26 protein-coding genes are annotated in these 22515 nt (G+C 65.8%); 2 read left to right on the top strand and 24 right to left on the bottom strand.

Features of this window, described 5'->3' with window-relative positions:
* Positions 1-67: 67 nt before the first annotated feature.
* Entirely contained in the window at positions 68-721 is a 654-nt protein-coding gene (locus tag ACSQ4M_RS21935; RefSeq protein ID WP_436191537.1) for a hypothetical protein, read from the bottom strand.
* A 45-nt stretch (positions 722-766) separates the two neighbouring features.
* On the opposite strand from ACSQ4M_RS21935, the gene ACSQ4M_RS21930 reads away from it, so the two are divergent.
* Positions 767-889, top strand: a complete 123-nt coding sequence (locus tag ACSQ4M_RS21930; RefSeq protein ID WP_436191536.1) for a hypothetical protein — start codon at positions 767-769, stop codon at positions 887-889.
* A gap of 236 nt (positions 890-1125) precedes the next feature.
* Here ACSQ4M_RS21930 and ACSQ4M_RS21925 read toward each other — a convergent pair whose 3' ends face one another.
* From ACSQ4M_RS21925 to ACSQ4M_RS21875, 11 genes are all read right to left on the bottom strand, one after another.
* Positions 1126-2220, bottom strand: a complete 1095-nt coding sequence (locus tag ACSQ4M_RS21925; protein ID WP_436191535.1) for a tyrosine-type recombinase/integrase — start codon at positions 2218-2220, stop codon at positions 1126-1128.
* Positions 2205-2708: a hypothetical protein gene (locus tag ACSQ4M_RS21920; RefSeq protein ID WP_436191534.1), complete on the bottom strand. Its 504-nt coding sequence runs from the start codon at positions 2706-2708 to the stop codon at positions 2205-2207. The genes ACSQ4M_RS21925 and ACSQ4M_RS21920 overlap by 16 nt, the downstream gene beginning before the upstream one ends.
* Positions 2709-2844: 136 nt before the next feature.
* Complete coding sequence (locus ACSQ4M_RS21915) at positions 2845-3381, bottom strand: hypothetical protein (protein WP_436191533.1); 537 nt, start codon at positions 3379-3381, stop codon at positions 2845-2847.
* Positions 3378-3935: a lysozyme gene (locus ACSQ4M_RS21910; protein WP_436191532.1), complete on the bottom strand. Its 558-nt coding sequence runs from the start codon at positions 3933-3935 to the stop codon at positions 3378-3380. The genes ACSQ4M_RS21915 and ACSQ4M_RS21910 overlap by 4 nt, the downstream gene beginning before the upstream one ends.
* Entirely contained in the window at positions 3932-4141 is a 210-nt protein-coding gene (locus ACSQ4M_RS21905; RefSeq protein WP_436191531.1) for a hypothetical protein, read from the bottom strand. The genes ACSQ4M_RS21910 and ACSQ4M_RS21905 overlap by 4 nt, the downstream gene beginning before the upstream one ends.
* Positions 4138-4488 (bottom strand): hypothetical protein, encoded by a 351-nt coding sequence (locus tag ACSQ4M_RS21900; RefSeq protein ID WP_436191530.1) that lies wholly within the window; start codon positions 4486-4488, stop codon positions 4138-4140. The genes ACSQ4M_RS21905 and ACSQ4M_RS21900 overlap by 4 nt, the downstream gene beginning before the upstream one ends.
* A 121-nt stretch (positions 4489-4609) precedes the next feature.
* Positions 4610-6718, bottom strand: a complete 2109-nt coding sequence (locus tag ACSQ4M_RS21895; RefSeq protein WP_436191529.1) for an SGNH/GDSL hydrolase family protein — start codon at positions 6716-6718, stop codon at positions 4610-4612.
* Entirely contained in the window at positions 6715-9159 is a 2445-nt protein-coding gene (locus tag ACSQ4M_RS21890; protein WP_436191528.1) for a host specificity factor TipJ family phage tail protein, read from the bottom strand. Before ACSQ4M_RS21890 ends, ACSQ4M_RS21895 begins: the two co-directional genes overlap by 4 nt.
* On the bottom strand, positions 9140-9469 hold the full coding sequence (locus tag ACSQ4M_RS21885) for a hypothetical protein (protein ID WP_436191527.1): 330 nt from the start codon (positions 9467-9469) through the stop codon (positions 9140-9142). Before ACSQ4M_RS21885 ends, ACSQ4M_RS21890 begins: the two co-directional genes overlap by 20 nt.
* A 107-nt stretch (positions 9470-9576) precedes the next feature.
* Positions 9577-10056 (bottom strand): hypothetical protein, encoded by a 480-nt coding sequence (locus tag ACSQ4M_RS21880; RefSeq protein WP_436191526.1) that lies wholly within the window; start codon positions 10054-10056, stop codon positions 9577-9579.
* Positions 10056-10532 carry a hypothetical protein gene (locus ACSQ4M_RS21875; RefSeq protein WP_436191525.1) on the bottom strand — a complete coding sequence of 159 codons (477 nt, stop codon included), beginning with the start codon at positions 10530-10532 and terminating at the stop codon, positions 10056-10058. Before ACSQ4M_RS21875 ends, ACSQ4M_RS21880 begins: the two co-directional genes overlap by 1 nt.
* A 65-nt stretch (positions 10533-10597) precedes the next feature.
* On the opposite strand from ACSQ4M_RS21875, the gene bamE reads away from it, so the two are divergent.
* The gene (gene bamE / locus ACSQ4M_RS21870) at positions 10598-11002 is read left to right on the top strand and encodes an outer membrane protein assembly factor BamE domain-containing protein (protein WP_436191524.1); all 405 of its coding nucleotides are present in this window, start codon (positions 10598-10600) and stop codon (positions 11000-11002) included.
* Positions 11003-11006: 4 nt separating this feature from the next.
* Here the strand turns inward: bamE and ACSQ4M_RS21865 are convergent, their stop codons facing one another.
* The 12 genes from ACSQ4M_RS21865 to ACSQ4M_RS21810 are packed head-to-tail and all read right to left on the bottom strand — an operon-like array spanning position 11007 to position 22505.
* On the bottom strand, positions 11007-13544 hold the full coding sequence (locus ACSQ4M_RS21865; RefSeq protein ID WP_436191523.1) for a tape measure protein: 2538 nt from the start codon (positions 13542-13544) through the stop codon (positions 11007-11009).
* Positions 13537-14082, bottom strand: coding sequence for a DUF6246 family protein (locus ACSQ4M_RS21860; protein ID WP_436191522.1), 546 nt, complete (start codon positions 14080-14082; stop codon positions 13537-13539). Before ACSQ4M_RS21860 ends, ACSQ4M_RS21865 begins: the two co-directional genes overlap by 8 nt.
* Before the next feature lie 3 nt (positions 14083-14085).
* Entirely contained in the window at positions 14086-14430 is a 345-nt protein-coding gene (locus tag ACSQ4M_RS21855; protein ID WP_436191521.1) for a hypothetical protein, read from the bottom strand.
* A gap of 12 nt (positions 14431-14442) precedes the next feature.
* Entirely contained in the window at positions 14443-14895 is a 453-nt protein-coding gene (locus ACSQ4M_RS21850; RefSeq protein ID WP_436191520.1) for a phage tail tube protein, read from the bottom strand.
* An 8-nt stretch (positions 14896-14903) separates the two neighbouring features.
* On the bottom strand, positions 14904-15251 hold the full coding sequence (locus tag ACSQ4M_RS21845; RefSeq protein ID WP_436191519.1) for a phage tail termination protein: 348 nt from the start codon (positions 15249-15251) through the stop codon (positions 14904-14906).
* A gap of 20 nt (positions 15252-15271) precedes the next feature.
* Positions 15272-15622: a hypothetical protein gene (locus ACSQ4M_RS21840; protein WP_436191518.1), complete on the bottom strand. Its 351-nt coding sequence runs from the start codon at positions 15620-15622 to the stop codon at positions 15272-15274.
* Positions 15622-15963, bottom strand: a complete 342-nt coding sequence (locus ACSQ4M_RS21835) for a hypothetical protein (RefSeq protein WP_436191517.1) — start codon at positions 15961-15963, stop codon at positions 15622-15624. Before ACSQ4M_RS21835 ends, ACSQ4M_RS21840 begins: the two co-directional genes overlap by 1 nt.
* A 1-nt stretch (position 15964) precedes the next feature.
* A complete protein-coding gene (locus tag ACSQ4M_RS21830) occupies positions 15965-18187 on the bottom strand; it encodes a hypothetical protein (protein ID WP_436191516.1) in 2223 nt (740 codons plus the stop codon).
* 3 nt (positions 18188-18190) lie between these two features.
* Positions 18191-21007 carry a hypothetical protein gene (locus tag ACSQ4M_RS21825; protein ID WP_436191515.1) on the bottom strand — a complete coding sequence of 939 codons (2817 nt, stop codon included), beginning with the start codon at positions 21005-21007 and terminating at the stop codon, positions 18191-18193.
* A gap of 2 nt (positions 21008-21009) precedes the next feature.
* Positions 21010-21591, bottom strand: coding sequence for a hypothetical protein (locus ACSQ4M_RS21820; protein WP_436191514.1), 582 nt, complete (start codon positions 21589-21591; stop codon positions 21010-21012).
* An 18-nt stretch (positions 21592-21609) separates the two neighbouring features.
* Entirely contained in the window at positions 21610-21978 is a 369-nt protein-coding gene (locus ACSQ4M_RS21815; RefSeq protein WP_436191513.1) for a DUF7370 family protein, read from the bottom strand.
* A complete protein-coding gene (locus tag ACSQ4M_RS21810) occupies positions 21975-22505 on the bottom strand; it encodes a hypothetical protein (RefSeq protein WP_436191512.1) in 531 nt (176 codons plus the stop codon). The genes ACSQ4M_RS21815 and ACSQ4M_RS21810 overlap by 4 nt, the downstream gene beginning before the upstream one ends.
* Positions 22506-22515 lie beyond the last annotated feature (10 nt).

The following is a 22515-nucleotide window of genomic DNA, read 5'->3' as shown; positions in this document are numbered from 1 at the left end:
ACGCCTGCGCGGCGCTGTCAGCGGCCAGCCCTTGTGCGCGGGCCGCGGGTCCTACAGTCGGCGGCTTTCAGGGCCCGAAGCCACCCAGGCGCTGGCGCGCGCGCTGCAGGAAGCCCATGGATGGTGCAGGCACGGCCCTGGACTTCTTCGGCGCCGTGGGCGAGATGTCGATGCAGCCGTCCGCCGCCAGCCGGGCGTGCAACACATCGCCGCGCCTGAGCGCTTCGAAGCGCCGCGCGGGCACCACGTCGGCCTGCACATGCTGGCGCAGCGCGCCAGACTTGAGCAGCTTGCGCAAGGCCTGGTCGAGGGCCTCGCGCTCTGGAGCGACCTCGGCATACACCAGCAACAAATTCAGGGCCCCGGTCTCGGCATCCTCGCCGAGCAGGAAGGCCCGCTGCACCGAGGCGCGGAACTTGGACTGCAGCATCGCGCGCAAGGGTTCGGCGGCCGCGAAGGACTTGAGCGCGATGCGGCGCAGCTCGGGATAGAACACGAACGCGGTGTTGGCCGCGACGGTCTCGGGCTGCCCTTCCCGGGCCTCGCCGCGTGCCAGCACGCCGTTGCCCAGCAGATGGGTCAAGGTCTCCTCGACCTGCGGCAGGTCCAGCTTGCACAGCTTGGCGAAGTCGGCGGCGGCGAACTGCCTGGCGGGCTCGGCCAGCACCAGTTGCAGGATGTGCTGGACGGTCGGGGAAAGAAGAAAGTCGGCGGCACCCATCGCACCATTGTTCCCCAACTCACAGCCGAGGCTCAGCCGCCGTCGATGTCCTTGAGCGCAGCCTTTGCCGAGGCCCAGCGCGCGCTGCGCGAGGCCGGCTTCGAGCTGGTCCAGCGACACATCGAGCTCGGCGTGTTCTCCGAATACACAGCGCGCAAGCCGGGCTGAGGGCGCACCCACGTGCTCCCCAATGACAAAGGGCGTCCGGCATGTCTGCCGGACGCCCTTGGCCGTCTCATGTGGTCGGAGCGATAGGATTCGAACCTACGACCCTCTGGTCCCAAACCAGATTTGGCGCAATGAATCCGTGTTAGATCAATGACTTACGGGCGTCCACCCAATTTGATCTGCTGCGGTTTGCCCGGGAGTGCTGGCAAGACTCGCGCAAAAGTCGCGCAGCGCCGTCACGCGGTCTCTGCCTCGAGCTCCGCCGCGATCTTCACGCGCTTGAACTCCTTCGCCGTCAGCCCGCGATCGTCGTTGTACTTGTCGGTCATCTCCTTGGAGGAGTGGCCGAGCAGGGTCTGTGTGTCGATGCCCTGGGCGCGGTACAGGCGCTCCGACAGCGAGCGCAGTTCATGCAGCGACGGCCACTCGCGAGGCCCATAGGCGTCGTCGCCCAGCGCGGCGCGAATGACCTCGTGGAATCGCACCGACAGGCTGGACAGCTCGAGCGGCCGACCTGAGGTCTTGCGCAGCAGCGTGGGGCCTGGAGCGCCGTAGTCGCGGCACAGTTCGATGACTTCGCCGACCGTCAGCCCCAGCACGTCCAGGCGCAAGGACAGCGGGATCGCCACACGCGCGCCGTAGCCCTTCCCCGCTTCCTTCTGCTGCTCGACGTGCAGATGGCCGTCCACCACGTCGTCGAAGCGCATCTTGGCCAGGTCGGCCCGGCGCTGGCCAGTGACCAGGCCCAACAGGATCATGGGCGCAATCCACGGCTGGCGGTGCGCGATCGCCACCTCGGCCATGGCGTCGAACGTCTCCAAGCTCATGCGCTTGCGGGTGACCCTCACCCGGACGCGGCGCGTGGCCAGCACCGGGTTCACGTCGATCCACTCGTTGATGAGCGCCTCCTGCATCACGTCCTTCAGGTGGTCGATGACCCGCCGGGCCAGCGCGGCGCGAGCGCCGAAAGCATCCTGCGCTGCTGCCGTGATGTGGCGGGCCTTGACCGAGCGGATGGGCATCTGGCCCCACAGTCGCTCAATGTGCTTCAGGTTCGAGGTGTGGTTGACCAGAGTGGCCGGCTTGTACGGGCGGCGCGCCAGGATGTCGCGGTAGACCACAAGCCACTGGCCGACGGTCCGCTCCGCCGCTGGGCCCGACGGCTCGGGCGGCCGATGCAGCGCCGGCGGCGGCGCGGCGGCCACGACATTGCCGGCGGACACCGCTTCCCGGATGAGCTCGAGAAGGTCGCCTCCGAGCAGCCTTGCGTCGACCTGCAGGGTGATGTGCAGGGCCGCCGGCGATGGTGCGCCGCTCACTTGCGCGGCCAAGCCTGTTCCATCAGTCCGGTGTCAGCGGAATGGCCATCAGCTTTTCCCGCGATGTCTGCACCGCGCTCCGCCAGTCGTTCACCTCGAGCTGCCAGGTCTTCGAGTAGGGCTGTGCAGGTGCTGGCGTACTGCGCGAGGGGGCCGCGGGCAGCGCGCTCGATTCGACCGGGCAGGTTGGCAAAGTCGCCGCGCAGGCCGGCAGTAGTGCCGCGCAGCTCAACAAGGCTGCGCGAGAGATCCTGTTGCGCAGCGGCGTTGCGCTGTCCGACGGCTTGGAAGTTGGTGAGGGCATCGTTCAATCCTTTCTGAAAGCCAGCCATGTCGATGACGGCCTGCCTGGTGCCGGCCAGCTCGGTGCTGGTGGCTTGGTGCTTCAGCTGCTCGATCTGCAGGCCGTAGCGCTGGTCTTGCGCCCACCAAGCGCCGCCGACACCGATGGCCAGGGCGGCGCCGGCGGCGGCCAGATGGGTGTAGATCGCCGGGATCACTTGCGCCTCCAGAGCTCGTACGGGCAATGCGCCGCGATGTGACCAGGCATGCCGCAGGCGCAGCACCAGGCAGGCGGCTGCGCGAGGGTGAGAGGGATGCGCCACCACATGGGCAGCATGGCCCAGAAGACCGCGTTCATAGCCGCCCCCAATCGCTGAGCGCTGCCTGGCCCGACCCGATGAGGTGCCGCAGCGACGGTGACATGCGTTCCATGTCGTCCGGCCAGGGGCCGGCCACCTTCCTGGCGGCGTAGTGGTCCACCGCCCGTGCCAGCAGGCCGCTCGGGCTGTACGGCCAGGGCCGACTCCACCCCAAGGCTGCGCCGACGGCCTCGCAGCAGGTCCAGCGGCCTCGCTCCTCTGCCACCACGCCCCACCAGAAGCGCACCATGGCGCCGTAGTCGTAGCCCTCGCCGGCGTGATCTGCGAACCAACGGTGCGCCCGCGCGCCGAGCGAGCCCGGCAGTTCGTAGAAGTCCCAGGCCTCGACGCCGCCGCTGTAGCCGATGGCCTTGATGCGGACGCCCTCTCCCATCACCGCGCTCGCGCTGAGACCGTTGGGCAGGATCAGCTCGACGTGGCTGTAGGGGCCATGGTCAAGGCGCTTGCCGATGGCGTGCGAGACCGGGCCGAACAGCGTCGGCCGGGCGGTCTTCTTGAGTGCGAGCCTCATGCGGCGCCCGCGCACAGCGCGGCCTCATCCGCCCGGCGGTTTGCCAGGCCCTGCACGAACTGCTTAGAGCCGTCCGGCCGGCTCACGTAGGACCAAACGAGCCGGCCGTCGTCGCCGCGGGCGATCCGCTGGCAGCCACGCGCCCACTCGCCGCGGTTCCAGGCCTGCATGGCGCCGCTGCCACAGGTGCTGCGCGCCCCGAGGTTCCACGCGTGCGAGGTGGCCATGTCAAAAACGGTCTGGCTGGGCGGCAGCTTGAAGCACGGCGCGAGCTGCTGCTGCACCCGAGTGACCGCTGCGCGCTCCTCGGCCTCGCACTGCTCGACCGTCCAGCGCTGGCCCACGATGATCGGCGTGCTGGTCACGTGCCGCGTCAGACCATTGCAGACCGTGGGCAGGCCGCCGGCCAACTTGTCGGCGTAGACGGTCAGCACCGGCATTGCGCCGCCGCTCTCCCACTTGCCCAGAAACGCCATGAGAAACGGGCTGCCGGCAACCAGTGTGGCCCCGGCCACCACGATGGTGGCGGCTGCGCGCCGCTGCGCCGGCCTCACGGCAGGCTCCCGGGCTGCGCGACGATGCGTGCTCCAGCGGCGGCCAGCGAGACCAGCACCGCGGCGCCCGCAAACCAGCCGCTGGGCCGCTCAGGCGCCAGGAAGGGCATCGCGAACTCAACGGCTGACAGGCCGGCCGAGAGAATGGCAAGGCGCACACTCCACGCCTTGCGCAGCACACGCGGCCAGTTGTCGACCGGCGTCATCGCTTCGACCCCACGTCAGCGGCGCGCCCGCGCAGGATCGCGACACCCTCCTTGATGTCGTTCATCGACTTCTGGAGCTCGCGCATGTCGGCCTTCAACTCCTTCAAGGAGTCCTCGTTCCGCCTGTTCTCGCGTTCGGCGGTCAGCCGGTTGGCCTCAATCTCGACCTTCTGCGTCATCAGCTCGCCGCGCAACGTGGCGAATGCGATCGCCCCGACGACCACCATCGTGGCGATTTGCAGAATGGTCCCCGTGTTGACGGTCGGATCGAACTTCATGAAGCGACGCCCTTGGTTGGTGTCGTGGTGCGCCGCGTCAAGCGGCATTGGACGGGTCTTGCTAGTCATGGCATGAGGGTCTTTCAGGCGAAAGAAGAGCCGACTGGGTGGGCGGCTTGAGTGGAAGCGCGCAGGCCTGCTCTACCCACTTGCTCAGGTCGACGACTTGCCTCGTGGCCATGGCCACTCCTCAGTACTGCCGGTCCATGCGCCACACCAGACCACCAGGTGCGGTCGTCGCGCCCGAGAAGGCGATGCGGAAAGAACCCAGATCCTTCGCCTGCACGAAGTGCCGCACGCCGATGTCGTTGCCCTCGATGGCATAGGTAATGTTGTAGGCGGTGCTGGCCTCGTCCGCCGGGAATGGCACGGTGATCGAGGTTATGCCCGAGGCCAACGCGATGGAGCCGGACGGCGCGATGGGCTCCCACCACTTAATGCCCTGGATGACGGGCCGGTAGATCTGCGAAGCCGCGAAGCCGCCGGGGTGGTTCCAGCCCGATCCGCCGTGCACATCGATGGCGCTTGTGCCGTCACCCCACAGTAGCGAATTGGTGACCGACGGCACGTTCACGCGCTGCTCGCCATAGCTGTAGTCCACAGCGTAGAGAACGTGGCCAGCGTTGTCCTGCACGGACGGCACGAACTCGCCCCCAAGGGCCACGCGGGGGAAGGTAGCGACCGGAGCGTTGGTGGCGCCGAACTGAGCGTCGTAGTCCGTGTAGACCACAACTGTGTTGGCCGACACCTCCACGGTCAAGTGGTAGTCAGTTCCCGCTGGCAGGGTGTGGGAGTAGTTCTGGCTCTGATAGGCCAGGTTATCGATGTCCCCGCAGTAGGCCGAGATTCGAATGTTGGCGCCATCCACCTTTTGAATTTGAAGGAAGTCGGTGGCACCTGGTCCGGTCTTGCATGTCACCCACTGCGCGAGGCTCATGGCGGAAGAATCAAAACGAATCCGGGCCTTGTAGTCAGTGACTCTTCTAGTGCCGGTCGCAACATAGGTCGCACCGCTCGCCACCGCCGTGATCGTGTCGCCCCGCGTCATGACGCTAGACAGGGGGTCAAACCCGTCACGGACCATCCGTCCTTTGCGGTGCAGGTCGATCAGCCCCACGCCTCGGTACTTCGCGTAAGAACGAATCAAACCAGCCGCCTTGTCGCGCGACTCCTGGCCGGCCTGTCCTTCCGGGAAGTCGGTCGATGCAAGTCCTGGGACGAGGTTTGTGCACACCACGATTGACGGGACCTTTGACCAGCTCTGGATGTGGTCGATGGTGTTCTTCATTGCCTGGACGCGCACATTGAACGAGTCGTTCATGCCCCAAGAGAGGATCACCAAGTCAGGCGCCAGCGATTGCACGTAGGTGGACCACAGCTGCGCGGTGTTCGTGTACCAACTGGCGGCGCCCGACGCCAACGTGCCGAGGAAGTTTGAGTAGGTCGTCCCGCCGACGGCGCGGTTGTGAAATGTGAGCCGGGGCACCTGGTCGCGCATCGTCGTGCGCAGCACTTCAGACAGCATGTCGCTGCGCGCGATGCTGTTCGCAAAGAACGTGCTCAGACTGTCGCCGACCAGGACCGCAACTGGAGACGCGGCGGCGCAAAACCGCCGCAGATGCCGGGCCGGCACCAGGTCGGCCGCGAACAAGCTGTCGCCCGCAGCGTTGTCGGGAATCACGCGCTTGCCATAGATGCCGGACAGCGAGCCCTCGCCGCGGAACGTCACGTCGGCAACCTCGGCGGGAGTAGTGGTGGTGGCCACCACCGGTCCATCGATGCGCACCGTGTCGGCGATCGCTGCCAGTGCCTCGATGGCGGCAGATGCGCTCGTGACACCGTCAGCTACGCCGCCGAAGTCCACCAGGCCGGGGCGAACGGAGAGCATTTTGGCGAGCAGAGTCAGCAGCACTGCGCCAGCCTCAGGCCGCTGAAAGCCGATGTTCGAGGCTCCGTTGGCCGCCGCCAGGGTGGAGGCCATGATGCCCTGATAGACCCGCCACTTGGCGGCATCTGTCGCGAAGGCAGCGCTCGACGTGTGCGGCTCGACAGCGATGTACCAAGTGCCCGACACCAGCGCCAGATCCTTCGCCGCGTAGGCAGTGCCGGCCGCCCATGCTCCGCGCATGGTGATGCTCTTGATGGTGTCAACCGCGCCCTGGGCGGTTAGCCTGGCCTGCCCAAACCGATCAAGATAAGTGGGGGCAGCCGAGTTGACCACCTCATCCATCTTCTCGGCGTTGAACAACAGGTCGACGACGCTACTGCTCGGAACCGGGTTAGAAGTCGGCGTGGTCATGCATCGGCCTCGTAGATTCGTTCGTCATATTCGACCAATGCTAGGGAGCAGCTGTTCTTGTCCACGGCTCGAATGTCGGTGACCGTGTACAGACCGGAGGCTTCGATCTCGGCCTCAGTCAGGCCAACCGCGAAGGCATAGCGACTGCCGAGTTGGCGATCAGCACCAGCGGTGTAGACCCCCTGCGGCAGGCTCGGCACGCGGACGCCGCCCGCATCCGGGTAGCAGGCGACAGGTGCGCCGAGATAGGCGCCATTCGCACCCGTAAACAGCATCCGTCCTTCGCTCGCCCCTTTCCAGTCGATTGGCTCGCTGGTCTGGATCACGACGCCAGAGATGGTCAAGACCTCGCCGGCCTGTAGACCGTCGTCTCCTGCGAAGTCGTTGGGGTCGACCCATCGGACGAGCGACCCGCGGCCGAGAGAGCCACCATCACTCAAGGCGGTGTCGCTGACGCTGACGCGCTGATACAGAATGCGGCGCGCTTCTAACTGCGCACGGTTCGTGGCTTGAGCTAGCGTCACGCATCCTGGCTGCTTGATCTTCTTCGGGCTCCTGCTCAGCCCCAGGACCACCGTCCCAGACGAGACATCCATCCGCACATAGGCCTTCTTCGACTGGCTCGCCTCGTCGACGTACTCGATCTCAACGCCGTCATTCGATGCCGGGAGGTGCGCGGCATAGCTGATCGCCGACTCGCCTCCGATGGCCAGGTTGCGGTAGTCCAGCTGCAGCTCCGGGTAAGCGCGCGCCTGGTCCCGCGTGAAGGTCCACTTTGTCCCGTCGCGCCACACCACACAACGCGCGCAATCGGCCACCAGCTGCAGGCGCTCGCCCAGGCTCATGTCCGCATCGTCGATGCTCATGTCGAACGACAGCAGCGGCGACGTCTCCCCCAGCTCCGCGTTGATGGTGGCGAGCTTGTCGGTGTCGATCTCGTCCATGCTGTTGCCGGCCAGGGTCCAGATGTGCGCGATCGCCCGCGCGAAGTTGCGCGACTCGCTCACCGCATCGGAGTCCAACTGCCGCACGTGGCGAAGCCAGCGCAGATTGAACTTCCGATCGCTGAAGCCTGTCGCCTCGATCGTCGCCTTCGTTGTGACCCTCAGAACCGTCACCCCCGGAAGCACCTTCTCGACGTAGTGCCGAACCGCGTACAGCTCCTCCAGCTTCGCGACATCGGCGCCGCTTTCGCCGATCTGCAGCGTCGTGCGCGTGAACTGGACTCGGTAACGGCCGGTTCCTCCGACGGGCGTGGCGTCGTTGGTGTAGAAGCGCTGGTCGTACGTGTCGGCTGTGTAGGTGTTGTCTTGGTGCTCTCGCGTGCCAGGAACCTCGACCCCCGAGCCGTCAACCTTCCACCATTCCGCCCGGATCGTCACCGACCCCCTAAGGCCGCGCAGAAACACGGTGCTCCAGCGCAGCCGCTGGCCGTCCACGGGCAAGGTGTACGGGCCGAGCGTGGTCGAGGTCTGCCCGATGGGGCGAAGGGTGAACAGAACGCCTGACTCGGCCGTGTCGGCCGCCCAGGACGGGCTGCTGAAGGTGAATGTCGTGTTCCCAGAGACAACCGAAACCGCTAACACCACGCATGCAGCGCTAAATGTTTCGTCCGGGGTGTATGAGAACGACACCGCCGCCGAGCCAGAGGGGGCCATAGCCTTGAGAAGGCTCAGTGATGGCGCGTCTGGAACTGTCACGGTGAAAGTCGTCGCACCCAGCAGCGCCGAGAACGAGCCAATCGTCTGCACTGCGGGATATGCGACCGGGTACTCCAATTCCTGCCCGTTCACCTCCTCGCTCGCGAAGGTCTCCAGCACGTCGCTCAGCGTGGTGGTGCTGAACTCGGCATAGCCAGCCGACGGCGCTGGCGCAAACACCTCGTAGCTCGCGCCCTCGATGTCGCCTAGCGGCGTCTCGGCATACTGGACATTCGAGATGGTGCCGACGCCGCGGCTGACACACATCCATTCCGTCACGTACTTGATCTGGTCGATGTACTCGACTGTGCTGGGCTGGATGAGGTCCGGCCAGACGCGGCGGTAGCCGTAGACGTCGGGGATGGCTTGGTAAGTCCGCGCAACGTTGGTCTGGCCGGTGAGGCTGTTGTTCGGGCTGTCCTTGCCGACCCCGCCAGCTCCTGGCGGCTTCGGCATAAGGACGTACGTGGCCACCGCCAATGCCGCGACGGCGATGTACAGCCAGGTGATTGGGTCGAAGCCCTCAGGCCGGCGCACGACGGTCACGAAGTCCGCAATGGACGGCCTGGCGTCCATGCGCGGATCGGTCAGCGGGTCGGCCTCGATCCCGTTGAACAGCAGTTTGGCGCCGCCACCGCTCTGCAAGTGCCGCTCAATGTTCTGCTGGATGGTGAGGCCGTAGTCCCAGGCGTGGCGCTGCAGGCCCAGAGCGCCCGTGGGGTCATTGAGGATCGTCAGCATCGGTGTAGCGGTAGAACTTGATCTGGCCGTAGATCCTCTGCACGACGGCCAGGCGCGACACGCGCACGCTCCCGGGGTGATCCTGGCTGCCCTCGGAGTGCAGAACTTCGGTGGGCGTCAGGAGCACGCCGCAGTGCGCTGGCGCGCCGTTCCGCCAAGCCATGAAGCACGTGACGCCAGCCTCGGGTTCGCACTCTCGCCAGCCAGCCGCGGCGCGGAAGCCTGCGCCGATATCGGTTGCCGGCACCTCGCCGAGCTCGACCCCGAGAACGTGCCGGTGGTACAGCACGATGCAGCCGAAGCAGTCCATGCCGTCGAAGTCGGATCGCCAGCGGATCCACGGGATGCCAACTGCGCGAGCTGCGAACTGAGAGGGGGTCAGGAGATCCGGCACCCGCCCCATGCTAGGGAGCGAGGTTAGATCAGCTCCAGCCCAGTGAAAACCCCGGGCTCGTAGATGATGGCGCCCGAGCGCCGCGCTGGGTTGTCCACGGTGGCTGTCACCTGCACGGCCTCCGCGTTGAACGCCACACCGCCATCCTCCGCCACGAACAGTTGCCAAGCCACTTTCGGGGCGGCCAGATCGTCAAAGTAGACGGCGTACTGCACGGCGATCGGCTCCCGCGTGCCGGCGGCGCGCAGCAGGCCCAGTTGCCGCTTGAACTCGCGCCCGACGACGTTGCGCGGGAATGCGAGCGTGAGCTTCGCAGTTGTGCTGGTCTTGTCCGGCGGCTTGATGGTCATCGGCACCGGCTGGTGGACATGGCCGCCTAGCGAAACTGCCTCGAAGACGTTGGACACCAGGCGGATCGGCGCCGCGAAGGCGGAATTCGTGAACACGACCGCCTCGTACTGCGGCCCCGGGTTCTTCGTGGACCAGAACTCCTTCTTGTCCATCAGGCCTCCGGCATCTCGACGTTAATAGCGCGGTCCAGGGGATCGAGCCAGCTCGGCCAGTCGGGCAGGCCGATGATGAGGTCGGCAGCACCGAGGTAGCCGTCGGGGAACACCTGCGCGCGCGCCATGATCTTTACCTTGTAGGTGTAGACCCCTGCTTGCTCGGTCGCGTCTGCAAGACTGTCCGGCAGGAATCGGCAAACGTGCTCGAGCAGGCCAAACTCTGTGAGGATCGGCATAGTGAACTCGAGCAGACCGCCCAACAACGCGGTCTTGAGCCAGAGCTGAAATACGACGGCCTCCGAAGGCGCGAAGCGGAACTCCCCGTCCCAAAATACCGGGACATCGGTGCCGACGGCCTGGGCGTACCCATAGCCGCGGCGTGGCTCGTAGATCGAGAACGCTGGCGCCTGGCTGCGGATCTTCGTCGCCCTCAGCAGGGCCGGCAGGTGGGCGGGATAGGCTGGGATGGGCACCTGCCCATGCTACGGAGCGGCACCCTGCCGTAGACTCGCGGCCACCGCCATCCGTCGCCACACCCATGAGAACCCTCGCCATCGCCGTCGTCTCGGTAGCCCTCGCCGCCTGCGCGGCCGGCGGCGTCAAGGTCACCGACGATCAGCTGACCAGCCTCAAGGCGGGCGAGACGACCAAGGCCCAGGTGCTTGCGATGCTCGGCGCTCCGACCATGCAGATGCGCCTGGCTGACGGAACGTCGATCGTCGTCTACAGCTACTACGAAGCCAAGGTGCGGCCAGCCACCTTCATTCCGGTAGTTGGCGCGTTTGCGGGCGGCTCGGACTCGTCGACGAACACTGCGACGCTCAGGTTTGACGCGGCCGACAGGCTGATTGACACGACCAGCTCCTCAAGCGCCATGGGCAGCGGCATGGGCGCCGCCGCCGGCCAGATCCAGCCCGCCACGGTCGATCAGCCGCGGAAGTAGGCGCTCAGAGCGCGCCGCGCACGTTCGACGCGCCGCGCAGCGCGGACCACGCCTCTCCCTCATTGCTTCGGAACTGGCTTGCGATCTCGCCGATGGCGATCTTGACCGTCCGCTCGGTCTGGTCGACCGTGGCGGTTGTGCCCGGCGGGGCCTGGTTGATGATGATCTTCCACTCCGGATTGCCTCCGACCTGATCGGCCGCCGTAACCTGGCCCGACTTGGTCGGGAGCATGTACTGCTGGCCGTTGGAGCCGGTGAACATCTCCGGGGCGCCGGTCTCGTTGACGCGGTACATGCCGCCGGCCGACACCGGTCCGCCGTACTGCCGCGCGCCGGCCAGCGGCGCGGTGGCCAGTGCGGGCGCGCCCAGGCCGGCCGCAGCTGCGCCGGCGGCTGCGGCGGCAGCCGGCGCCAGCGCCGGGCCGATGATCGGGATAGCAGCGGTGGCCGCGAAAGCGTTCTGTGCGGCAAGCGCGCTCATGCCGGTGACTTGCGCACCGATGCTCGCGGCGTAGACGGCACCGTTCGCCGCCTTCTTCGCCTTGTCGGCCGCCGCCAGCGTATCGCCCAGCAGCGCGTTTTTAACCTGCTGCACGCCGATCTGCACGAGCGCGCTGACGGCCTCGTTCAGCACCGTGGTAGCCAGGCCGCGCATCGCCTCCTGTGCGGTCATGGTGCCGTCGATCAGGCCCATGATCGTGCCGGTGGCCGACGAGCTCAGCGCATTCAGCGAGTCGATCAGGAATGCGTTCGCCTCGTTCTGCGACCGGAACGTCTGCTCGGCCAGGGCCGTCCGCTGCAGCTGGTACTGGCTTTCGAGCTGCGCGCGCGCAAGCAGGCCCTGCTCGGTAATGTCCACGCCGGCCTGGGCCATCAGCCCTTCGTACTGCGTGACCAGTTGCAGCTTGGCCTCGTACTCCTGGCGCAGTGCGTCGACGGGGTTGATCGCCCGGGTCAAGTTGGCCGCGTACTCGATGGCCTTTTCCTGCTCGCGCTTGTTCTTCTCGCGTGCGTCGGCCGCCTCCTTATCGGACTTCTCGCGGTCTCTGTCGATCTTCTCCTGCGCCCTGGCCATGATCCTGACGCGATCATCTTCGGCTGCCTGGTTGATCAGCTTGACGGCCTCGGCGTATGCGGTTTCGCTGATCTTCTTCTCGTCCAGGTTCTTCTTCGCAATGCGCAGCTTCTCGGTCTCGGTCTCGTTGACCACGTTGATCTCGGAGGCCTGCGCGATGCGAAGGCTTGCCATGTAGGCCTCCTCATCGAATTTCTCGGCCTTCGCCTTTTTGGGCTTCTTCTCCTCCACGACGGGAGGCTTGAGCTTCGATGCCGCAGGCGTCGGGTTGACAGAGCCGCGCCCGCCGCCTGCGCCCTGCTCCCAGGCATCGCGCATGGCCTGCCCCGCAGTCTTCGCACGGCTCAGCGTCTTGGCGTCGGCCGCGTCCAGGGCTTTGCGCCGCTGCTCGGAGTCGGCGACCATTGCATCGCTGATCGCCTTGGCGCCCGCGAAGTCGCCGCGCAGCACCGCCATGACCTGCGCACCAATGCCGCCGATCTCCTTGCCAACTCCCGTGAACACAAATGCGACGTTGCGGCCCAGCACGCTCAGGGTCTGCCACACGACATCGGCCGCGTCGATGAGGTAGGAAATCGCCTCCCGGGAAGTGTCCGCCCAGCCCTTGACTGCGGTGTTTCGCCCGAGCGTTCCGGCTTCGTCGTTGGCCGCGCCGAACTGGTCTGCGAGCTTGTCCAGCACCTCGCCCACGCCCTTCACCACGCCGGTGAGCGCGGCGCTGCTCCCGCTCAACTCGTCGAACTTCAGCGCAGCCAGCGCCGCCGAGTCCTGCGCCACGACCATTGCGGACTCGATCGTCTGGGGAAACTTCTTGAAGTCGGCGTCGATCTTGGCCGCGGCCTGCGTCAGTGCGTTGGTCACGACATCCGCGGTCAGCTTGCCTTCCTCGCCTAGCTTCTTGAGGGCGCCGACGGGCACGCCGATGCCGTCCGCCAGTTGGCGCATCAGGTACGGCGCGGTCTCCATCAGCGAGCGCAACTCGTCACCCTGCAGCTTTCCAGACCCGAGGGCCTGGCCGAACTGCAGCATGGCCGCCTTGGCCTCTACGGCCGACGCGCCAGAGACCTTGATGGCCTTGGCCAGCAGTTCCGTCACGATCAGCGTGTCGCGCTGCGTGCCGCCCATCTGCAGGATGGACTGGTTAAGGCGGGTGAACACCTCGATGTTGCCGGCCAGGCTGCTCTGCGTCTGCCGGCTGATCTTGACTAGCTCGGCGAATGCGGCCGACCCCGACTCCATGCTGCCCGCGGCCACCTCAACCCGCGCGCCCAGAAGGCGAAACTCGTCGGCAAGCTTGGCGAGATGCAGCGAGGCATAGGCAGCAGCGAGCGCCGCCACCGCAGCGGCAGCGGCCGTGAGTGTTCGGTTGGTACTTTCGAGCTCGCGGCTGACCCTGCGCTGTCCGTCAATCATCCCCCGGGTGTCCAGGGTGACGTCGTAGTAGATCTCTCCGACCTTTTCAGACACGGCTGCGCTCCTGATGGGCCTTCATGGCTGCGTCGTACTCTTCGCGGCTGGGGACATCACGATCCTTGCTCCCCTGGTTGGGAAACTTCATGGCCACCATGATCTGGAACTCGGTCATGCTCAGCGACTCCGCATCAGCGCTGGACAGGCCCAGGTGCACGCGCGCGGCGCTGATGTACTCGGCGCAGTCGAAGCGGTCGGAGAACTTGCCGTCGCCCTTGCCGGGCCGGGCCTTGCCGGCGATGCCGTGTTGCATGAGGTGACGGGCGATCAGGATCTGCTCGGCCGCGGGCATCGCGCCGGCATGCTGGCCGTGGTCATCGACCCAGCCGATCAAGGGCGTCGGATCCTCCTGCTCGCACAGGCAGGCCAACACGAATGCCGCCTCCAGCTCTGCGCGCGGACCGAAAAGGCCCGCGTACGTGGCCACTATTGCCTGCGGGTCGCCCAGTTCGGAGATGCGCCGGAACGACGGCTTGAACGTGAATTCAAGGCCGTCGTGGGTGCACGCGCGAACAAACCCGCACTCGACTAGCATGGATCAGATGTCGAACAGCTGAGCCTTGAGCGTCGCCGCACCGGTGATGTGCACCACCCCTTGGCAGTAGGCGCTGATCGTGTTCAGCATCACGGCCACGCTCAGGCCGGCGGAGACCACGATGGCCTTGCCTGCGGACACGTCCACCGAGCCCACGCCGGGCACGCTGACGGTCGTGCCGAGGGTGCCGTCGATGGTAGCCGTCAGCGAGCCGCCCGTGGTGTTGGTCAGCACCAGCAGCTGCTTCTTCTTGGGATTGATCGTGATCGTGTCGTCGGCCGACAGGGTCGCAATGGCGGCGGCGAACGGGCCGACCTGGCCAGCGTCGATGGAGGAAATGGCTGCCATGATTCAGGCTCCTTAGGCTGGGGTGAGGACAACGTCGCCATTGCTGGCGGCCGTGATGCTCCAGGTGGCGGCATCGGCGTACGGGCTGTCGTTGGACCACTCGGACACGATGAACGGGCCCTCGTACTTCTTGCCGCTCGGGTAGGTCAGGCGGAACCAGACCTTGGGCTGGTTGGCCGTGGCGGGGCCCGGGCTGACGACGTGCGCCTCCAAGGCCTCCTGGTTGAACACGGCGTCGTCGTAGCTGACGCCGTCGCCCGAGAACTCGACATTCTTGAACGTCACCAGCGAGGTCTTGGTGAAGTTCGGCGAGTCGTCCGCCGTGGTGTCGGCGGTGTCCCAGCTCGTCTTCATGGACTTGCCGCGCATCATGCCGAGGTTGATGAAGTTCAGCGATGCCGGGTTGGCATCCTCGTCAGCGATGGCGAATTCGACGAGTACGTCGCGCCCCACATGTGCACCCATGGTGACTCCTAGTTGGTGATTGCCGAGATGGCGATTTCAAGAAGTGGCCGGCCGTCGCTGGTGGCCAAGAAAACCGGCTCGCCCGGTTGCATGAAGACAAGCGCCCCACTGTTGGCGCGCATGGCCTCGATGACGGATTCCCCTGCTGCCGTCACTTGGGCGGCATCGGCGTTCGCCTGGCCGACCAGCGACAACGTGAACTCGGGCCGGCGCACCAGTTCCGCAGGCAGGCCGCCCACGGGCTTGATCACGGCGTAGTTGTGCGCGCCGCCGTCGTCGCGCCAACGGCCAAACTGCACGCGCCAGCCCGGCAGGAGGTCGGTGACGAAGGTTCGCAAGGCATCGGCGGCGTTCATGCGGCCATGCTAGGGAGGCGTTAAGTCTTGATCGCGCCTCGAATCACCGCTCGAATGTTGGGCTCCGCGCGCTCGAAGCCCTCCTTCAGAAATTCCTTCTCGGCCGACGGCCGGCGGAAGGTCTGCGCGTTGTCGGGGTCGTGCACCGCGGCTGCGTACTCGGCGGTGTAACCCACCGTGCCGACCACCTTGGCGCCCTGCTTGTCGACGCTGCGGTACTGCGAATTCAGCAGCGTGCTCGTGTCGATCGGCGTCAACACGCTGGCCTCGGCCGCGCCGAGTACCAGCGCCTGCGTCATGCCGCGCGCGGCCTTGATCTGTACGCCCGCAGTGAAGCGAGGAAGGTTGTTGGTGATGCGCGGCCGGGCCATCAGGTCACGACCTGAAAATCATCGGCCACGCGGTCGAAGGTGTCGGCGTCGCGCTTGACGGTGCGCACCTCGAGCGCGCCGGCAGCGATGGGGCTGGCCAGCGCGCTCTCGCCGATCAGCACACGGTCGCCCTGTTTGATGTCCGCGCGCTCGGTGTAGAGGATCTGCTGCGTGGTGAACTCGACGCCCTTCGCGTCGGTCATGCGCTTCGACTCGGCGCTGTAGTCGCAGGCGAACACCTGGGGCGGGCCGAACTGCTCGACCCCGCTCCAGTCGTCGCGGCCAAGCCACGGCCACAGCGTAGCCGCGGCCGTGTAGGACCAGCTTGCTGCGGCGCTCAAATCAGCTCTCCCCCGCCATGGCTAGCATCTGGAAGAAGGCAGCCGGCGCGAAGCCATCGATCTTCCCGCCAGGCCCCGGAGGAAGCGTGCCACCACCAGTCTGCAGTGCCACGCTGAGCGAGAGTGGCGTTGCGCGGTTGCCGGCGGCATCGTAGGCCCGGACCCGCACCTGGTCGGTGCTGCCAGGGGTGCGGCCGGTGACAGCGCGCGTGCGAGCCGTGCCGTTGTCGGTGTAGGTCGTCCCACCGTTCAGGCTGACTTCGTAGCCGGTGACGGCCACGTTGTCCGTGGCGGCCGGCCAGTCGATCGTGTAGTTGGTCTGCGTCACCAGCGAGGATGCGATCGCGCCCGTCATCACCGGCGCCTGGGTGTCAGGGGCGGCGTCCAGGGTCACCGACGCGGACAGCGGCGTGGCCTTGTTCCCGGCCGCGTCGTAGGCCCGCACTCGGACCTGATCGGTGGCGCTGGGTGCCCGGCCGGTGACGTTCACGGTCAAGACCGCGCCGGCGTCCGCGTAGCTGGTGCCACCGTTCAGGCTGTACTCGTAGCCGGTCACGCCGACAGCGTCCGTCGCTGCTTGCCACGTCAGCGTGTAGCTGTTGTGGGTTTTGGCAGAGACGGCGATGCTGCCGGTCATGACCGGAGGGGTCGTGTCGGGCGCGGCGGCAAGCGTCACCGCACGAGACAGCGGCGTTGCCCAGTTGCCCGCTTCGTCGCGCGCACTCCAGCGGACTTGGTCCGTTGCGCCAGGTGTGCGGCCGGTGTGGCTGTGCGTCCGGGCGGTGCCCTTGTCGATCCAGGTCGATCCTCCGTCCTGGCTCACGCGGTAGCCCGTCACTGCGACGTTATCGGTCGCGGCGTCCACGCCAGTTGTGTAGCTGTCTTGCGTGAGGTTTGACAGGCTGATAGCGCCCTGCATCTGCGGCGGGATCGCGTCGTCCACAGCCGGACCCTCAGGCGTCCCGGTGATGTCGTTGATGACCACGGAACCGCCCGTGACCGACGTCACGGCGCCTTCCGAGTTGTACAGCAACACCTGGCAAGAGTAACTCCCGGGGGGCACGTCCGCAAACTCCGCGGCGAAAACGCCGGAGCCAATCGTTAGCGGGACCGTGCCACCAGACGTGCTTCCTGTGAGTGACGCCGAGCCAGATACCGCTAGCGATTGCGTGCCGCTAACAGAGACTTGCTGGCCGCTGGTTGCCACACTGGTGATGGAGCCCGTGGCCAGCGGCGCAGCAGCATCGCGTTGGATCGCCCCGACATCCGGGTCCATGCCGCTGTTGCTCCCGTTGATGTCCGGCGTGTTCTCTGCGGTCGCACTTGCAGCGCCGACCAGCACCCCACCAGATGCAGGGCGGTAGCCTGTCCCATCGAACGCCGCGGAAGTCAGGTCGTTGACCCAGCCAGACAAGTTGTACCCCGCACCCGTGCCGGTCTTCGTGAAAGCGCCTGAGTAGTGGTTGTTCACACTCGCCGTGGCAGCGGCAGCTTCAATGCTGAACGCGCCCGTGTGCTCCTCCAGAATTCCACCGTCCACTGCGTTGTCACGACACCATCCGCCATGGTTGTTTGCACCGATGATGACGCGGATTCCGTTCACGCTTGCTGGCGTTGGTACACGAATCGTGTTGCGCTCCACCAGTGGGTTGCCCTGAGTGACGAGGGCCGGCTGCGTGCCACCGCTGACCACGATCACGTTGCGACGGGCGAACACTGTTGGGAGTGCCCCAGTGGCCTTGGGCGAACGCCGCAGCATCAGCGGATAGCTGGCGCCGTTGTTGAGATCCATCCAGCAGTTCTCAACTCCAGCCACGTCATTGTCCGTACCTGACGTGCGGCCGACGTCGAACTGCGGCTTCGCGGCCGTAGTGTTCGTGCCTTCCAGGATTAGCCCATCCAGAACAAATCCGTTCGATGCCTTGAAGCCATTGGATGCACCGGCATTCGCCGTGATCTTGATGCCCGTCGCAGGCTTGCTGTAGGCCAGCCCCGCATCCTTCCAGCCAAGACCAGGAGCGGGCTTGATCCGCCAGTAGTGGTTCGCGTCAATCCCAAGACCCAGCCAGTCCAGGGTGTTGTTCGCAATCGTGATGCTCTCATGCAGGATGATCTCGCCCTGCTGGTCCGTTCCAGCGAGGTTGATGGCCACCGCTGCCGCGCGCAAATCCTGCCACGTTGTGTACGCCTGACCGGCGCCGTAGTGCAAAGCGATAGTTGCCATTGCCTAGACCTCTGCAAGCGGATTTGGGAATCCCATCGGAACGATGCGCGAACGGCAGTTGCGGGACATCTTCCCGAACTCCGTCGTGGACTCATTCGACCAGGCGGTGCGTTCAGCGTAGTACCCTGCGAAGCGATCCCTGGCTGCGGCCACATTGGCCTTCGGATAGTCCGCGGCGAAGCCGGCCATCAAGCGCAGCGCCGGCCAAGCTGCTCGGTTGTGCTCAGGCGGATCCCAGTCAGTGATGCGGAACGCGCCGTTCTGCGTCTTCAAGAACCCTGCATCCAAGTTGTTCAGCGACATCACGGCAGGAACGCCGTACCAATCCGCAGGCAGGTCGGCGACGGTGGGCGTGCCCGTCGTCTTGTCCGCAGAACAGACCATGTGGCCTGAGTTTGTGCCGGTGTCGTTGGTTTCATCGTTGGGGTCGCCTGCGAAGACGTAGCCCGTCCATTTGGCATCCGTCCCCATAACCCAGTCGATGCTGCCGGTGTCCAGCATGTGCAGCGTGGCCGCCAATCCGTTGGCGCAGCCGGGGGACTTGGCCTTCATCTTGTCCCACATCCCGGATGTCTTCATCAGGAACGCAATGAGGCCCATGTAGTACGCCTTGTTGCCACCAACCTCCACGCCACCGTTGACATTGTTCCCCACCTTCATTGGCTGGCCGAATCGTTTGACGCCTTGCATGTACAGCGTCGGCTCGTTGGCGACCATCGCAGGCTGCCAGATGTTCGACCCGATCAGCTGAAGCTCCGTCTGGAACCGGTTCTCCACGGAGCTCATGGAGTGCAGCAAAGGATGCTCACCGGCGGAGAGCCACGTGAACAGATGCGCTTGGAAGCGCCAAGCCCCCTGGCGAGTACCGAAGTGGCCTTCGGTTTCTCCAGCCGGATTTGCTGATGCGCCAGAGTAGCCGAGCGTCGACATCCAATGCGTGTCCCAGTGGAACCTCTGCAAGATGGCAAAACGGATGTCTTTGAAGGCCAAAAGACCAATACCAGCTTGGGTGTAGCCGTGGTGAATCCCTTCTGGCTGCTGCCAGCTGTAGGGATGCCGACCTGCATAGTCCACTGCCTGGTATTTGGCATCGGCAATCTTGCACATTTCGATTTGCTTGTCGTACGCCTTGTTTCCAGAGCCGTAGTGGGCGGCCTTGAGGTTCCAGGCCCCTGCGATGCCTTCGCTCTTCGGAATGCTTCCCAGGAACCTGTCCTTCACAAAAGCGCGCGACAGGTTCGCATATCCCTTGCAGAACTCCCATGCGATGGTCCGATTCGGAACGGCGCCTTCTGTGCGCACGCCATCGCGGTCGGACAAGAACAGGGCTACTTGGTGCGGGATGGCTGCACGGTCAAATCGCTGACCCCCAGGCCCCGGGTAGATGTCGTGACCATTACGCCAGCCTGCCACGCTTCGATAGCCGATTGCCCAGCCACGGTAGTCGCCAACGTTGTTCGGATCGGATGATTGCGGGTCGGCCGGAGTCATGTGGGTCTGTACGCCACGACTACGCGGATATTCCGTCATCACCCAAGGGAAATTCAGGCCCAGCATCTGGTCCGCGTATCGCGCGTACAGGTAGTCGGCAGGGTTCGTCGTGGAGTAATAGCGCGCCTGCGGAATCAGGACATCGCTGGCAAACCCGTTCATCAGCACGCCAGGCATGTCCGCCGGCATTTCGCTTTCCCACCAGATCGGCTGCGCGATGTTCCAGAACGGCTCGACCACAACGCCTGCATCGCCCCAAGCCGGCCCGGTGCCGTCCGGAACAGCGGGTGGCGTCACGACGGTAAGAGCGGCCTTCCCGCCTGTTGCTGGGTTGTAGAACTGGTTCTGAACTGCCGTACGATCGTTGATCGGCCGCCCTTGTGGATACGCGCCCGTGAGATCGGGCCAGTCGGAGCGACCCTCTTCGACGCCTGCGGTGTTCAAGTAGCGAAGCCGGAAGTTGAGCGGAATGGTGGAGTGCCGCGGATTTTCTTTGTCGTAGACAATCGTGCCGCCACTCTGAGGGCCCGTGCCCATGGCGGGGAACGTGTTCCAGTCCCCGGCTTGCTCATCCACCGGCCGCGCGCTGACCCAAATCGTTTCGTACGGGCGAGCGCCCGACCGTCCGCAGCTTGCGTCGTGCCTGAACAGCTGCGGGAAGAACCAGTGCGCCTCCCCATCGGGGCCGTCCAGCCGCATCGAGCGAGACGGAATCCACCATGCTACGTCGCCGATCTGCCCGCCGAGAAACTGGTGGGACAGCGACACGTCCTTCTGTCGCTCGGTGAAATCGACTCGATCCACCTCGGTCCAGACACCTGAGGCGTAGGATTCCAGTACCACAGTTTTTGGCGTGCGCGCATGCCACTCAGGTGCCGCCGGCCCCAAGCCACTCGCGAGAGTCTGCGGAGGCAAGACGGCTGCCGAAATGGACTCCCCACTCGAAGCGGTCGGATTCGCTCCCAGAATGAAATCGGCGCCAGAGCCAGGCAGGCCGAGAGATCCCTGGATCCAGCGGCTTCCGTCGGTGTTAGTGATTCGGAGTGCAGCCACTCCCGTGGAAAGGTCAGTCGCGAGCTTCACGCGCGCATTGCGTGTTGAACCGAAGTTCGAAATGAACGCGCCATCGGTGCTGATTGCGCCCGATAGATCCAGATCTCGGAACACTTGCCGAGTCGCATTCGATGTGTTGAACGGGTCGCCGCTATCAGCTCGTGCACACACCATCTTGCGTGAACCGCCCAGGCTCAACGCAAGCAGCTCGCACCAGAGTGTTTTTGAGGTGGCGCCGTTTAGTGCCGAAGTCGTCGCGGAATCAAACGTCAGCATGCTCAGGCCCCCGTGTAGCGAGACAGGTAGTACTCGTTCGCCACGGCGCCAGGCATCAGCAGGATCCAGTCGCCCTTGGCGGCGACGCTCAACGACGAGACCGAGACGCCGCCGTGGTACAGCGTGACGCCGGCCGCCGGCTGCACCGTGAGCGTGGCAGCGTCGTGTCGCAGGATCTGCGCGCCGAAGCCAGTCAGGCCCTGCGGGACGGTGATTGCGACAGCGCCGGAGACGGGGACGACCGTGCCTGCGTCTGCCTGCACGAGTGTCGAGGGGCCAGAACGGATGGGTTGCACTTTGACCCCCGAGGCGATTGGTGCGTTGAATTCGCCAGTGGACGGGTCGTAGGTGACGGGCACCTGCCCCGGCATCGAGTAGTTGCAGGTGCCGCTGACAGCCGTCAGCGCGAGCTTGGCCGGGACCGAGTACGGGCCGAAGTCCTGGGTGTTGGCCGTCACCGTCGTGGTGCCGGCGGGGGCGCCGTACGAAGAGGCGACGGTGGCCACGCCGGCCGCACTGACGCGCAGCACCTCCCCGACGGCCAGCACCACGTCTGCGTGGGCGCCTGCGCTAAGAATCGGCATTGAGTTCTCCGGTGGCCGTCAGCAAACGACCATGAAAAGGGTGTTGGATGCGGGGTCCGGGCCGATCAAGTCGGCGACGGTGCCCGCGGTGTCCAGGCTGGCAAGCGAGCGGCGCAACTGGGTCAGCGCGCCGTCGTCGTTCTTGAACGAGCGGGACGCGCCGGAGGGCGCCCCCTGGGACTGGATGCGGCGCGGCGCACCGGCCGAGGCGATGAGCGCGACTGCATAGGTCTGCACCAGCAGCTGCGTGTGAGCGCTGTAGCCGGCGTCCACCATGGCCTGCTCTGCCGCAGCCACCTTGGCGACGGCGGCATCGACAATGAAGGACGGCACGCTGACGCCGAGTGCCTGGTCCAGGTACTGCTGCGCCTGCGTGCTCGTGATCACTTCTTGCCCTTGGCCTTTGCCTCGGATGCAGCGCGCTCGCTGGCGGCCTGCTCATCGGCAGCCTTCACCGCGGCGGCGGCCCTGCCTTCGTCGGTCTCGGCCGCATCGAGCTTTGCCTGCAGGGCGGCGGCGTGCGCCTCGGCTTGCTGCAGGCGTGCGCGCAGCCCCTCGGCTTCTGCTTCGGCCTTGCGCCGGTCGTTCTCGGCCGCGTCGAAGGACGCGTCGAACTGCTCGCGCAGCACGCGGGCCTGGTCGTGGGCGGCGGCGACCTCGCCGCGCGCGCGCTCCAGCTCGGCGCTGATGGACTCGATCGACGGCAGGGCCTGGCCAGAGCCATCGCCGGTCAGCGGGCGGTTCACGCCATCGGCCGCCACGGGCTCGACGAACTCGATGGTGGCCTCGGCGCCATCTTGCGCGACCGAGCACTTGCCCTGCGCCCAGGTGGGCAGGTAGGGCATGTCCACCACGTCGCCGACCTTCGCGCCGGCCGGCCACGGCGCCTTGAGTACCTTGATCTCGTACAGCATGGCGCGCTTC

Source organism: Pseudorhodoferax sp. LjRoot39 (assembly GCF_964253035.1).
Lineage (GTDB): Bacteria > Pseudomonadota > Gammaproteobacteria > Burkholderiales > Burkholderiaceae_C > Pseudorhodoferax.
Note: the sequence above shows the minus strand (reverse complement) of the source record. Positions and strands in the feature narration are given on the sequence as shown.